The sequence below is a fragment of the Vicinamibacterales bacterium genome (assembly GCA_041659285.1).
GTDB lineage: Bacteria > Acidobacteriota > Vicinamibacteria > Vicinamibacterales > UBA2999 > 12-FULL-67-14b.
The window spans coordinates 156,755-170,375 of the sequence record JBAZYO010000005.1 but is presented as its reverse complement, the minus strand read 5'-3'; the positions used below and the strand labels follow the sequence as shown (position 1 = coordinate 170,375).

Genomic DNA, 13,621 nt, shown 5'->3' with positions numbered 1-13,621 from the left:
GCTCTCCCCTACAGGTTTCGAGCGAACGAGAAATGCACGTCGTCTTTTTCCGGCTTGCCCTGGATGCTCCGCAGGATGATGCGGCTGGCCAGGAACGCCCGCGCCGGATCGTGCGACGTGCCGAACGCAAACAGCTGGTGCGGGAAATTCCGGTGCGCGCCGGCATACAACACGCCGTCCACCGGATGCGCGAGCGGCACGTCCCACCCATAGGCCGGGACCGCGCCGGAAATCGCGGGATACATGCGCGTAAGCTCGTACATCAGCTGGCCGGTCCGCTGTACAAGGGTCTGGTCCCTCAGCCGATCCGCCGGCCGCTTCTGATCCGCGCCGGTGAAGAGCGCCCGATGATCCGCGGTGAACCACAGTTGATGCGCCGGCGACTCGGTGTCGGTCAGGAGCGCCGCCTGCTGGCCCAGCTCGGCGCGCACGGCCGCGGGCAGCGGCTCGGTCAGCACCGCATACCGGTCTTCGTGCCGCAAGTGCCTCTTGAGCGGCTTGAACAGGCTGGTCGGCTCGCCGATGCAGATGATCAGGTTCGAGGTGGTAATCGCGCCGCCGCCCTCGAGGAAAGCGGTGGCGTTCTTGCGATTGAACGTGATCCTGGAAATGCGTGATCGCTCGTGGACCTTGGCGCCCTTCTTGATGGCCGCCGACAGGAACCCGAGCGTCAGCCGGTAGGGATCCACGAAGCCCCAATCCGGCAGCTTCAGGGCGCCGGCGGAGGCCAGCGCGGCCTGGCGCTGCACCATGGCCGGCGACATCCACGACGCGGTCAGGCCCGCTTCCTTGCGGCCGGCCAGCTCGCGTTGAAGGATCTTGTCGGAGCCGCCCTCGGGCAGCGTGCGCACCGCGTCCCGCAGCTCGAGTCCGGCCTTGATGCCGAGGCGCTTGACCGCGGCCGCCAGCTCGCGCGGCGCTTTCTCGGTCAGCTCGAACAACGCCCGGGCCGCCCGCTTCCCCGCGCGCGCTTCCAGCTCGCGATACGACCCGCTCGCCTCGCTCGAAATGAGGCCGGTGGCCCGCCCGCTCCCGCCCTGCCCGATGCGCCCGGCCTCGAGCAGGATCACCTTCATCCCCGCCGCCGCGCAGGCCTGCGCGGCCATGGCGCCGGACATGCCGCCGCCGACCACGACGACCGGGTAAGTGATGACGTCACGAAACGCGGGGAACTCACGTCTCTTCTTGACGGGAACGGCATCAAGCCAGGGGGAGATGCCGTAGCGAGTCGAAGGCACGGGTAGATATTAGCGTGCCTCCGACTCGCTAAGGTGCCTAAGGTGCCTAAGGGGTGCCTGGGGTGCCATGATGCGCAGATCTGTATGCCTTGGTGCTCGTTGCGCGCGCACCCGAGACACCCTAGACCCCGGTAGGCACCCTAGGCACCTTGCTTTGTGCGCCGTCTTTTCGCCGTCAGGAGCCGGGCCTTGCGCTCCGTTCCCCAGCGGTACCCGCCGACCCCGCCGGCCGTCGGCACGACCCGGTGGCAGGGGACGACGAGGCAGACGGGGTTGGTGGCGCAGGCGCGGGCGACCGCACGCACGGCGGTGGGTCGGCCGATGCTCTTCGCCACCTCGGCATACGCCCGCGTCTCGCCGTACGGGATCCGCTGCAACGCGCGCCACACCTTCCACTGAAAGGCCGTGGCCTGCACGTCGATCGGCAGATCGAGTGACGGTGCCGTCCCGCGCAGGTGCTGGACGATGGCCTTCACCCATTCGGTTCGCGGTTGCTGGTTGGCGTGAATCTCGGCGGCCGGGTATTCGCGGCGGAGGTCCCGCACCAGCGCGGCGTCGCTGCCGCCGAGCTTCACCGCGCACACGCCGTTGTCGGTCGCCGCCACCAGCACCTGCCCAAGCGGGCTCGACACCGTTGAGTAGCCGATGTTCATGCCGGCGCCGCCGCGGCGGTACCGCGACGGCGTCATGCCCTTGCCCGTGGGCGCCGCCTCGTAGACGCGGCTGGGCGATCCGTAGCCCGCCTCGTAAATCGCCGTGGTCACGTCACGGCCGTCGCGCAAGCTCGTCCGCAGCCGGCCGGCGCGTACCGCCGCCTGGAACTCCCGCGGCGACAAGCCGACAATGGCCTTGAAGCGGCGTTGGAGGTGATGCGGGCTCATGGACGCCACGCGGGCGAGCTGGCCGAGTGTCACCTGTCGATCGGCATGGGTCGCGAGATACGCGGAGGCGCGCCGGACCGCCTCGACGCCCGGCTGCGCCAGCCCGACGGTGTCGGGACGGCACCGCTTGCAGGCGCGGAACCCGGCCTGCCGGGCCGCGGTCGTGGTATCGAAAAAGCGGACCCGGTCGGCCCGGGGCCGCCGGCTCGGACAACTCGGGCGGCAGTAGATTCCCGTGGAAGTCACGCCGTAAAAATAGGTGCCATCGGCAGTGGGGTCGCGCTCTGACAGTGATTTCCACCGTGGATCGAGCGCCCCCGCGACGCCGGTGCCTAAGGTGCCTAGGGTGCCTTGCGTGCGGGTCACAACTTCACTTTGCATCATGGATTGAAGTTACGCCAGCGGCCGCCCCGCCCGCGATCCGCCCCTTGCGATCAGAATGGGATGATTGGGGATGATTGGGGTCAGGTCAAGAAAATCACACTTAGGGATGATTGGGGACAGGTCTCCAAACACCGGACGGACCCAGAGGTAATATCAGCCCGTGCGCCGACTACTTCGATTTCTCGTCGCCTCCCTGGTTGTGTTGGCCGTTCTCGTGATCGCCGGCGGCGTATACGCGCGGTCGCAGCTGCGGGCGAGCCTGCCGCAGGTTGAGGGGGCATCGGCCATTCCCAACCTCGGCTCCCCGGTTCGCGTGGACCGCGACGCGCTCGGCGTGCCCACCATCGTCGGCGACTCGCGCGCCGACGTGGCGCGCGCGCTGGGCTTCGTCCATGCGCAGGACCGCTTCTTCCAGATGGATCTGCAACGGCGCCAGCCCGCCGGGGAGCTCTCGGCGCTGGTCGGTGCGCGGGCGCTCGCGCTGGATGAAGACGCGCGCGTGCATCGCCTCCGCGACGTCGCGCACCGCGCGGTGGAGCAGACCGAGCCCGCCTATCGCGCCGTGCTCGAGGCTTACGCCGAAGGCGTGAACGCCGGGCTCGGCGGGCTCGGCGCGGCGCCGCCGGAATATCTCGTGCTGCGCGCCACGCCGGAGCCGTGGAAGCCCGAAGACACCATTCTCACCGTGCTGGCGATGTTCAACACGCTGCAGGGACGCCAGGCGCTGTTCGAACAAACCATCGGCGCCATGCGCGACGCGCTGCCCGAGCCGATGTTCCGCTTTGTCGCCGCCGCCGGCTCTGAATGGGAGACCCCGGTTGTGGGGAGCGCGATTGCCCGGCCCCCGATTCCCGGGCCGGAGGTCTTCGATCTGCGAAAACTGCAGGCCACGGATACACGGGAGCACGGAGTCAATTCTCTAACCCAGACGGAAAGAGAAAACCGTTTCAGTGCTTCCGTGATTCCGTGGCAAGCATTTGACCCGGAGGAGGCGGCCATCATCGGCAGCAACAACTGGGCGGTGGATGGCGCGCACAGCGCGTCGGGTGTGGCGCTGATTGCCAACGACATGCACCTGTCGATCGGCGTCCCGATCATTTGGTATCGCGCGGTGTTGTCGTTCCCGGGCGCCGACGGCGCGGCGCAGAGCATCGCCGGCGTCACGCTGCCCGGGCTGCCGAGCATGGTGGTGGGCAGCAACGGGCACGTCGCGTGGGGCTTCACCAACACCGGCGGTGACTGGAGCGACCTGGTCCGCATCGAGCCCGATCCGCGCGACCCCGGCAAGTACCTGACACCCGGCGGCCCGAAGCCGTTCGACGTGTTCCGCGAGACCATCGCCATCAAGGGCGCGGAATCGGCGATCGTTCCCGTCCGCTGGACCATGTGGGGACCCGTCGTGTGGAAGGACGCTCACGGCCGCGACTACGCGCAGCACTGGATCGCGCACGACGCGGCGACGCTCGCGTCCGACATCACCAGGCCCGAGCGCGCGCGATCGGTGGACGACCTGCTCGGCGCCATCGCCGGACTCGGCATGCCGAACCAGAACGTGACGATGGGCGACGACACCGGGCGCATCGCGTGGATCATCGGCGGCGCCATTCCGCGCCGCGTCGGCTTCGACGGTTTCACGCCCGAATCCTGGGCCGATGGCACGCGCAGGTGGGATGGCTATCTCTCGCCCTCCGAGTTCCCGCGTATCGTCGATCCAGCAGAGGGCCGCATCTGGACCGCGAACGCGCCGGTGGTTGGCGACGCCATGTTGGCCACCATCGGCGAAGGCGGGTATGCCGACGGCATTCGCGCGCGGCTGATTCGCGATCGGCTGCGTTCGCTCGACAAGGCGACACCGAAGGACATGCTCGCCATCCAGCTCGAAGACAAGGCGCTCTATCTCGAGCGGTGGCGAACCCTGTTGCTGGCGACGCTCGCATCGAGCAGCACCGGCCCGCGCGCGGAGTTCAGGCAACTGGTCGACACCACCTGGACCGGCCGCGCCTCTCCGGATTCGGTGGCCTATCGCCTCGTGCGCCAGTTCCGCACCACGTTCGTGCGTGACGTGATGACGACGCTCACCGCGCCGGCGGCGGCGCTCGATCCAGCGTTCGACTACACGCGATCGCTCCGGGGTGAGGGGCCGGTGTGGCAGCTGGTGACCGAACGTCCGGCGCACCTGCTGAATCCGAAATTCAAGTCCTGGGATGAGTGGATGTTGTCGGCGGTCGATCGCGCGATCGGGGAGCTCACCGACGGCGGACGCCGGCTGGCCGACAGAAAGTGGGGCGAGGTCAATCGCACCCAGTTCCTGCATCCGCTGGCGGCGGCCATTCCCTGGTTCGGGCGCTACATGAACATGCCCGAGGAGCCGTTGCCGGGCGACGTCTACACGCCGCGCGCGCAGGCGCCCCGCACCGGACCGTCGGAACGGATGGCGGTGTCACCGGGCCGCGAACAGGAGGGCATCCTGCACGTGCCGACGGGCCAGAGCGGACATCCGCTGTCGCCGCACTACGGCGATCAGTACCGCGCGTGGCTCAACGGCGAGCCGTCGCCGTTCCTGCCCGGCCCGGCGGTGTCAACCCTGATCCTGACGCCGGCGAAGTAGAACGGCAATTTCACGCCGCCGGATATCCCGCAGGCTCATCGCATCTTCCACACGAAGTTGATCATCGGGAACGCGACGAATTCGCCGGCGCCAAGCGGCGACACCATTCCGAGGTCGGCCGAGAGCCGCTCGCCCATGAAGCGCAGGCCGCCGCTCAGCAGCCCGGCGTTGCTGAACCAGTAGTTCTCGGTCACCAGCTTCAACCGCTTCGACACCCGCTTCTCGCCGCCGAGCATCACCACCGGCGCGCCGGCGCGGCTCTCGTCGGCGCTCGCATACGCATAGCCGCCGCCGATGGTGACGGCCGAGTCCGGGTTGCCCTGGGTGACCACCGCATAGGCAATGCCGACGCTGGCGTCGCCCATGTTGACGAAGTGCAGCACGCCCACCGAGGCCCCGGTCGAACGTCCCTTCACGACCTGGAACTTCGGCGTGAACCAGAACGGCTGATCGCCGCCAAACCCGAACACGAGCGGCGTGCCGCCGCCGATCGAAAACCGATCCGTCACGCCGTACTGCACGAAGGGCAGCAGCACTTCGTAGACGCCGAAGTAGGCCTCGCCTTGGTCGAGCGAACGTCCGGTTGGCGCGAAGAAGAGGCGCGTCGGGTTCGGATCCGCCGGCCAGACATCGGCCGGAGACGCATTGGCCGACGCTTGCGCTTCAGCCGAAGCGGTGATGGGCGCAGGTGCCTGCGCCTCCTGCGGACCGGCCAGAGCGACGACGAACGTTGCAATCAGCAGACTCACCATGACAGCCTCCACAGCCATCGTGGCGGCGAGAGGGGGCGGAAGTCCTGAGCCGCCGATGAGTAGGAGGTGAGAAATGGTGAGCGGAGGACATTGTCAGGAGGCGCGGGCGGCGAGTTTGGCCAGCAGCTTCGACCGGCCCGGGGCAAAACGCACGGCGGCCAGCATCGGGTCCACCGGAATGATCCACCCGGCCGGGCCGGTGGGCGCGTCGGCCAGCATCCGATCGAGCAGTTCCACCGCTTCCAGCGTGCGGCCGAGCATGCACTGCTCGCCGGCGGCGACCAGCGCGGCCTCAACCTGGCGGCCGCCGCGGACCAGTTCATCGATCACCTTGCGGACCGGCGCGAACGAGTCTGCCGATGACCGCAGCTCACGCAACTTGATGCGCGCGGCCACCAGGCCAAGGGTGGCCCGCGCGTGGCGCGGGGTGTCAGTGAGCGCCTGCCTGAAGCTGTCCGCGGCGCTCTCGGCGTCACCGCGTTCGAGCCGCACGAAGCCGGCGGCGACCCGCGCGTTAGCGATGAACTCGCGCCCGTAGACGTGCCCATCCGTCCCCGCCGCAATCTCATCGTCAAAGCACTGAAGCGCCGCTTGCGGCTCGCCGCGGGCCGACAACACCAGGCCCTTGAGCCAGTGCAGGCCGGCGGCGGGAATGGGCGTGTGGTCGCCCGTGCTCTGGCGTTGAATCTCCGCGCCGCGCGTCGCTTCCTGTTCCGCGCGGGCCAGCGCGCCGCGGGCCACGAACACCATGGCCGACAGCATGTGGGCGGGCGCAAACGCCGGCATCAGCTCGATGATGCGGTCGGCGGCGCGCAGGCGTTCCTCACCCCAGGTCACGTAGCCCAGGCGGAAGTGGTGCCGCCAGTTGCCGGGTTCGAGGGCCGTCGCCCGCCGCGCCGCGGCCTGGCCTTCCGCCACCTGCCCGGTGGCCGCCAGCAGGTAGCCGAGCACCGCCCAGCCCTCGCCGAGCGCCGGATCCGCCGCGCACGCGCGCCGCGCCGCGGTCATGGCGCGGTCGAGCGTCTCGCGGTCGGGGATGTTGCTGAAGCGCGTGGTCTCGAAGCGCAGCATGTAGGCGTTGGCGAGCCCCGCATACGCGGGCGCGTACGATGGCAGCTCCACGGCCGCGCGCTCGAAGGCCGCAATCGCCTGATCCAGCCGCGAGAGATCGAGAGACTCGAGCGCAAGACGTCCCTGTTCCCAGGCCTGGAAGGGATCCTCTTCACCCGACGCACCTGAGGCGTCCGCCTCCGCTCGCGAACCGTCTGGCGAGCTACGGCGAGACCTCGCCGAAGCGGCCTCCGGCCGCGAAGGCGGGCCTGAGGCCCCCACAAACCGATACCCTCGCCGCGCCAGCGTCTGCACGTAGGCCGGCTCCGACGCGGAATCTCCCAGCGCCTTGCGGATGTCCGCCACCGCGCGGGTCAGCGTGTTGTCGGTGATGTTGACGCCCGGCCAGAAGCGTTCGAGCAGTTCGTCCTTGGTGACGATCTCGCCGCCGCGGGTTGCGAGGTGGCCGAGGATCTCGACGAGGCGGGGAGAGAGTTCGACCGATTGCCCATCGCGGACCAGAGTCCACGTGCGCGGATCAATCTGGAACGGCCCGAAGCGCAGCACGGAGTGATTCTAGTCGTTCAGAACGGTTCAGAACCGTTCGGAACCGTTCTGAACCGTTCAGAACCGTTCAGCAGAGCACATCCCGGGCCGCGAGGGCCTTCGCCGCCGCCTCATCCACCGTGTCGCCGAGCGCGGTGATGTGTCCCATCTTGCGGCCCGCGCGCGGGTCGCCCTTGCCGTACAGGTGCAGCTTCACGTCCGATATCGCCAGCGCGGCCGCCCAATCGGGTTCGCCGTTGATCCACAGATCGCCCAGCAGGTTGACCATCGCCGCCGGCTTGATCTGCGCGGTGTCGCCCAGCGACAGCCCGCACACCGCGCGCACCTGCTGCTCGAACTGCGAGGTGACGCAGGCGTCAATGGTGAGGTGGCCCGAGTTGTGCGGCCGCGGCGCAATCTCGTTGATCAGCAGCCGGCCGTCGCGGGCGACGAAGAACTCCACGCACAACACGCCGACATACCCGAGGTCGTCGAGCACGCGGTGCGCCAGGTGCACGGCCTCGCCGGCAATCCCCTGCGGCACGCGGGCGGGGCTCACCGACAGGTCGAGGATGTGATGGCGATGGATGTTCTCGATCGCCCCATAGTGCGCGAACTCGCCGTCGAGCCCGCGCGCCGCCACCACCGAGATCTCGTGCGTGAAGTCGACGACGGTCTCGATGATCGCTTCCTGGTGGCCGATCAGCCCCCACACGCGCTCGCCGTCTTCGATGCGATCGATGCGGTGCTGGCCCTTGCCGTCGTAGCCGAAGGCCGCGGTCTTGACGATGGCCGGGAGACCGACGATGCCAAGGCCGATCGCCAGCTCGTCGAGCGACTGGGCCTTGGCAAACGCCGCCACCGGGTAGCCGCGGTCGGCGAGAAAGCCCTTCTCGCGCGCCCGCTGCTGGGTGATGTGCAGCGCCGCCCCGCCCGGCCGCACCGGCACCAGCTCCGCGGCCGCGTCGGCGGCGTCGGTGGAGACGTTCTCGAATTCGAACGTCATCACGTCGACGCCGCGGGCGAAGGTGCGGATGGCTTCGAGGTCGTCGTACTCGGCGCTGACTTCAAGGTCCGCCACCTGTCCGGTGGGCGTGTCGACGCCGGGCGACAGCGTGTGGACGCGGTAGCCCATGCGCCGGGCCTCGAGGGCGAGCATGCGCCCCAGTTGGCCGCTGCCAAGCACGCCAATCGTGGCGCCGGGCAGCACGGGATGGTTCACGGCAGCGTGTCCTGGCGGACCTTCGCGGTCTGCTCCGCGCGGAAGGCGCGGAGGCGCTCCTGGAGGTCGGGACGGGTGGTGGCGAGAATGCTCACGGCGAGCAGGCCGGCGTTGATGGCGCCGGGCTTGCCGATGGCGAGCGTGCCGACGGGGATGCCGCCTGGCATCTGCACGATCGACAGCAGCGAGTCGAGGCCCTGGAGCGCGGCGCTGTTGACGGGCACGCCGAGCACGGGCAGCACGGTGTGCGACGCGACCATGCCGGGCAGGTGCGCGGCGCCGCCGGCGCCGGCGATGATCACCTGGATGCCGCGCGCTTCCGCGCCCTGCGCGAACTCCGCCATCCACACCGGCGTGCGATGGGCGGAGACGACTTGTTTTTCGTAGGGCACGCCGAAGCGCTCGAGCATTTCGACCGCGTGGCTCATCGTCTCCCAGTCGGACGTCGAGCCCATGATGACCGCTACAAGTGGTTTGTCAGTCACGATGGAAACGGAAAGTATATCGTAGACCCTGCATGGAGTGGCTGAACTACCACCACCTGCTTTACTTCTGGACCGTCGCGCGCCAGGGCACCATCGCGCGCGCCAGCGAGGAACTGCGGCTGGCACAACCGACCATCAGCGGGCAGATTCGCGCGCTCGAGCACCAGCTCGGGGAGAAACTCTTCCAGCGCGCAGGCCGCAACCTGGTCCTCACCGACGTCGGCCGCGTCGTCTATCGCTACGCCGACGACATCTTCAGCATCGGCCGCGAGCTGATGGACACCCTCAAGGACCGTCCCACGGGACGGCCCATGCGGTTCCAGGTCGGGGTGGCGGATGAAGTCACGAAGATCATCGCGTATCGCCTGCTCGAGCCCGCGTTGCGATTGCCGCAACCGGTCCAGATCGTGTGCCGCGACGGCGCCCCGGAGCGGCTGCTGACGGAGCTGGCCACCCACGCGCTGGACCTGGTGATTGCCGACACGCCGATGTCGCCGGCCATCAAGGTCAAGGCCTTCAGCCACGCCCTGGGAGAAACGCCGGTCACGGTGTTCGGCACGGCCAAGCTGGCGGCGCCGCGGCGCAAGAACTTCCCGCGGTCGCTCGACGGCGCGCCGTTCCTGCTGCCCACCGACGGCAAGACGCTGCGGCGCGCGCTCGACAACTGGTTCGACGAGAACAATCTTCGTCCGCGCATCGTCGCCGAGGTGGACGACAGCGCGTTGCTCACCACGTTCGGGCAGGCCGGCGCGGGGTTGTTCGTGGCGCCGACGGTGATTGAAAAGGAAGTGATGCGCCAGTACGGCGTGGTGCCGGCCGGCCGGATCGACGCGGTGCGCGAGCGGTACTTCGCGATTTCAGTCGAACGCCGGCTCAAGCATCCGGCGGTGGTTGCCATTTCGGAGGCCGCCAACGAGATGCTGGCGAAGCCGAAGAAGCCGGCGTAGCCGGGCTGGGACGAGTGGCGGGGGCGCGCACGCGCCCTCCGCAGCGTGCGCTAGACTTGGCGGATGACGCGCTGGCTCACCTGCACACCACTGGCCCTGGCCACGGCAATCCTCGTGCTCGCCGGTGGCCCCGCGATTGGCATCGAGCGTTCCCTCCAGGCGCAAACCGCCGCGCTGACGGTGCCCTACACGCAGTTCACCCTGCCCAACGGCCTGAACGTGATCCTCCATCGCGACACCAGCGTGCCGGTGGTGACGGTCAACGTCTGGTATCACGTCGGCTCGGCCAACGAGCGCGCCGGACGCACCGGGTTCGCGCACCTGTTCGAACACGTCATGTTCGAGGGTTCGATGCACGTGCCCGAAGGGTCGTTCGACACGTGGCTCGAGGCCGCGGGCGCCAACAACAACGGCTCCACCAACACCGACCGCACCAACTACTACATCGACCTGCCGGCCAACGCGCTCGAGCTGGCGCTGTTCCTCGAGTCGGATCGCATGGGCTTCCTGCTCGACGACAAGGCGCCCGGCAAGGTCGACGGCCAGCGCGACGTGGTGAAGAACGAGAAGCGGATGCGCGTGGACAACCAGCCCTACGGCCAGGCGTTCGTCGAGTTGTCGTCGCTGCTCTACCCGCCCGCGCATCCGTACAGCTGGCCGGTGATCGGCTCGATGGAAGACCTGAGCGCCGCCAGCTTCGAAGACGTCGCGCGCTTCTTCCGCACCTACTACGTCCCCAACAACGCCAGCCTCGTGATTGCCGGCGACATCGACATCGCGTCAACCCGCAAGCTGGTCGAGAAGTGGTTTGACGACGTGCCGCGCGGCAAGCCGGTGCCGCCGCTGGAGCCGCTCAGCGCCGTGCTCGACGGCGTCAAGAAGAAGACCATTACCGATCGCGTGCAGTTGCCGCGGTTGTACATGGCGTGGCACACGCCCGGGCTGCTCAAGCCCGGCGATGCGACCATGGACATCATCGCCAACCTGCTCAGCAGCGGCAAGAACTCGCGGCTCTATCGCCGGTTGGTGTACGACCTGCAGATCGCGCAGGACGTCGCGGCGTTCCAACAGTCGCAGGCGCTCGGCAGCAACTTCGTGATCATCGCCACGGCGCGGCCCGGCCAGTCGCTGGACCGGCTGCAAGCCGTGATCGACGAGGAACTGGACACCCTTCGCAAGGCGCCGCCGGCGGCCCGCGAGATGACCCGCGCGTTGAACCAGACCGAGGCCTCGTTCTACCGCAACATGGAGCGCGTCAACGGCAAGGCCGATCAGTTGAACGCCTACTTCAAGGCGGCGGGCACGCCGGATTACTTCGAGAAGGACCTGGCGCGCTACCGCGCCGTGACGGCGGCGGAGGTGCAGGCGGCGGTTGATCGCTACCTGCCGAAAGATCGACGGGTCGAGCTCAGCGTCGTTCCGGGAGACCAGAAATGAAGCGCGCGTTGATCCTCTTCGGTGTGCTGGCGGCGTCAATCACGCTGGCGGCGCAACAGCCGGACCGCAGGCAGCCGCCCCCGATTGGCCCGGCGCCGTCGCTCAAGCTGCCCGCCATCCAGAAGCACAAACTGTCGAACGGCCTCGCGGTGTGGATTGTCGAGCACCACGAGGTGCCGCTCGCGCAGGTCAACCTGATCGTGCGGTCGGGCAGCGCCGCGGACCCCATCGGCAAGTACGGCGTCGGCAGCCTCACCGCCGCCATGCTGGATGAAGGCGCCGGCACGCGCTCGTCGCTCGACCTCGCCGACGCCATCGAGTTCCTCGGCGCCAACCTGTCCACGACCAGCTCGTTCGACTTCTCGGCCGTGCGCATGTCGGTGCCGGTGTCGAAGCTGGCCGACGCGCTGCCGCTGATGTCGGACGTGGCGCTGCGGCCCGTCTTTCCGGTGGCCGAGCTCGAGCGGATGCGCAAGGAACGGCTCACCGGCCTGCTGCAGGCCCGCGACAACGTCGCCGCGCTCATCCAGCTCGCCTTCCCTCGCATCGTCTACGGCCCGACGCATCGGTATGGGACCTCGGCGAACGGCCTGCCGGCCACTATCGAGTCACTGACGGTTGACGATCTCAAGGCGTTCTACCGCGCGCACTTCCGGCCCGACAACGCCACGCTGCTGGTGGTAGGCGACCTGACTCCGGCGGCGGCGCTGCCGATGCTGGAGAAGGCGTTCGGCGCGTGGCGGTCGGAGGGCATGGCCGCGCTCGTCGCCGAAGTGCCGACCGCGCCGCAGCTGGGCAAGCGCCAGATTTACCTCGTGGACAAGCCCGAGGCCGCGCAATCGCAGATTCGCATCGGCTGGGTCGGCGTGCCGCGATCGACGCCCGACTACGCCGTGCTGCAGGTGTTGAACACGGTGCTCGGCGGATCGTTCACCTCGCGGCTGAACCAGAACCTGCGCGAGAAGAACGGCTACGCCTACGGCGCCAGCTCCGGGTTCGACATGCGGCTGTCGGCCGGCCCCTTTCTCGCCACGGCCGGCGTGCAGACCGACAAGACCGCCGAGGCGCTGCGGGAGTTCTTCAACGAGCTCGACGGGATTCTCTCGCCGGTGCCGGCCGACGAACTGGCCAAGTCCAAGAACTACGTGGCGCTCGGCTTCCCCGGGGAGTTCGAGACCACCGGCGACATGGCGCGCAAGCTCGAGGAGCTGGTGGTCTACAACCTGCCCGACACCACGTTCAGCAACTTCGTGCCGAGCGTCACCGGCGTGACCGCCGCGGACGTGCAGCGGGCCGCGGCGCGTTACGTTCAACCCGAGAAGATGGCGGTGGTGGTGGTCGGCGATCGCAAGGTGATCGAGGGGCCGATTCGCGCCCTCAACCTCGGACCCATCACCATCGTCCCGATCGACGACCTCTTCCGATAGTGACGGGGCGGCACTGCTTGACGGGAATGGCGACTAGGTCTACACGCCGATGACGCACACAATCACGCTCGACGAACTGCTCGGTTGGACCGCGGAAGAGCGCGCGCAGTGGCTGCCGTGGTTCAAGGCGAGCCCGGCCGCGCTCGACCTGACCATGCAGCCCGGCGGCCGGTTCCCGACGGTCGGCTCGCTCGTGGACCACATTTTTCTCGTCGAGGTCCGCCACACGCTGCGCCTCCAGGGTCAGGAACTGCCGACCCAGAGCGGGGTCGCCGCCGGCGACATCGACGGGTTGTGGGACTACGCCGCCCGCGGCCGTGACGCGCTGCACCGTTACCTGCCGACGCTGACCGCGGAAGATGCCGTCACGCCGCGTGACGTGGCGGTGCAGTCCGGCACCTATCCGATGACCCCGCGCAAGCTCCTGTTCCACATGGCCCTCCACGAGGTGCGCCATTGGGCGCAGGTCGCCGCGATCGTGCGCTTGGCCGGAATCGCCCCTCCCGGCGACCACGATCTGTTCTACTCGCGGGCGCTTCTCTAGAACCCCCCGGGGCGGCACTGCCTGACGGGGCGGAACTGCTTGACGGCGTCACGTTTTCAGACGGGGAAAGACCTTTTGATTTCTGTGTTGTCGGCGTCAT

Annotated in this window: 11 protein-coding genes; 5 read left to right on the top strand and 6 right to left on the bottom strand. The window is 68.6% G+C overall.

Annotated elements, in window-relative coordinates:
* Positions 1 to 8 precede the first annotated feature (8 nt).
* Both WC815_09850 and ada read right to left on the bottom strand, forming a co-directional pair.
* On the bottom strand, positions 9 to 1,238 hold the full coding sequence (locus tag WC815_09850) for an FAD-binding oxidoreductase (protein ID MFA5909066.1): 1,230 nt from the start codon (positions 1,236 to 1,238) through the stop codon (positions 9 to 11).
* 140 nt (positions 1,239 to 1,378) lie between these two features.
* The gene (gene ada, locus WC815_09845) at positions 1,379 to 2,485 is read right to left on the bottom strand and encodes a bifunctional DNA-binding transcriptional regulator/O6-methylguanine-DNA methyltransferase Ada (GenBank protein ID MFA5909065.1); all 1,107 of its coding nucleotides are present in this window, start codon (positions 2,483 to 2,485) and stop codon (positions 1,379 to 1,381) included.
* 178 nt (positions 2,486 to 2,663) lie between these two features.
* Between ada and WC815_09840 the strand changes: the two genes are divergently transcribed.
* Positions 2,664 to 5,111, top strand: a complete 2,448-nt coding sequence (locus WC815_09840; GenBank protein MFA5909064.1) for a penicillin acylase family protein — start codon at positions 2,664 to 2,666, stop codon at positions 5,109 to 5,111.
* Positions 5,112 to 5,146: 35 nt separating this feature from the next.
* Here the strand turns inward: WC815_09840 and WC815_09835 are convergent, their stop codons facing one another.
* The 4 genes from WC815_09835 to purE form a co-directional block, all read right to left on the bottom strand.
* Positions 5,147 to 5,863 carry a hypothetical protein gene (locus WC815_09835; GenBank protein ID MFA5909063.1) on the bottom strand — a complete coding sequence of 239 codons (717 nt, stop codon included), beginning with the start codon at positions 5,861 to 5,863 and terminating at the stop codon, positions 5,147 to 5,149.
* Positions 5,864 to 5,956: 93 nt separating this feature from the next.
* The gene (locus tag WC815_09830) at positions 5,957 to 7,480 is read right to left on the bottom strand and encodes a winged helix-turn-helix domain-containing protein (protein MFA5909062.1); all 1,524 of its coding nucleotides are present in this window, start codon (positions 7,478 to 7,480) and stop codon (positions 5,957 to 5,959) included.
* A 67-nt stretch (positions 7,481 to 7,547) separates the two neighbouring features.
* On the bottom strand, positions 7,548 to 8,681 hold the full coding sequence (locus tag WC815_09825) for a 5-(carboxyamino)imidazole ribonucleotide synthase (protein ID MFA5909061.1): 1,134 nt from the start codon (positions 8,679 to 8,681) through the stop codon (positions 7,548 to 7,550).
* Entirely contained in the window at positions 8,678 to 9,166 is a 489-nt protein-coding gene (gene purE / locus WC815_09820) for a 5-(carboxyamino)imidazole ribonucleotide mutase (GenBank protein MFA5909060.1), read from the bottom strand. The genes WC815_09825 and purE overlap by 4 nt, the downstream gene beginning before the upstream one ends.
* A gap of 32 nt (positions 9,167 to 9,198) precedes the next feature.
* Between purE and nhaR the strand changes: the two genes are divergently transcribed.
* The 4 genes from nhaR to WC815_09800 all read left to right on the top strand — a co-directional run bounded on the left by nhaR (position 9,199) and on the right by WC815_09800 (position 13,521).
* Positions 9,199 to 10,113: a transcriptional activator NhaR gene (nhaR, locus tag WC815_09815; protein MFA5909059.1), complete on the top strand. Its 915-nt coding sequence runs from the start codon at positions 9,199 to 9,201 to the stop codon at positions 10,111 to 10,113.
* Between the two features lie 63 nt (positions 10,114 to 10,176).
* Positions 10,177 to 11,550 (top strand): pitrilysin family protein, encoded by a 1,374-nt coding sequence (locus WC815_09810; protein MFA5909058.1) that lies wholly within the window; start codon positions 10,177 to 10,179, stop codon positions 11,548 to 11,550.
* Positions 11,547 to 12,977, top strand: coding sequence for a pitrilysin family protein (locus tag WC815_09805; protein ID MFA5909057.1), 1,431 nt, complete (start codon positions 11,547 to 11,549; stop codon positions 12,975 to 12,977). The genes WC815_09810 and WC815_09805 overlap by 4 nt, the downstream gene beginning before the upstream one ends.
* A 49-nt stretch (positions 12,978 to 13,026) precedes the next feature.
* Positions 13,027 to 13,521 (top strand): DinB family protein, encoded by a 495-nt coding sequence (locus WC815_09800; protein ID MFA5909056.1) that lies wholly within the window; start codon positions 13,027 to 13,029, stop codon positions 13,519 to 13,521.
* The last annotated feature ends 100 nt before the right edge of the window (positions 13,522 to 13,621 follow it).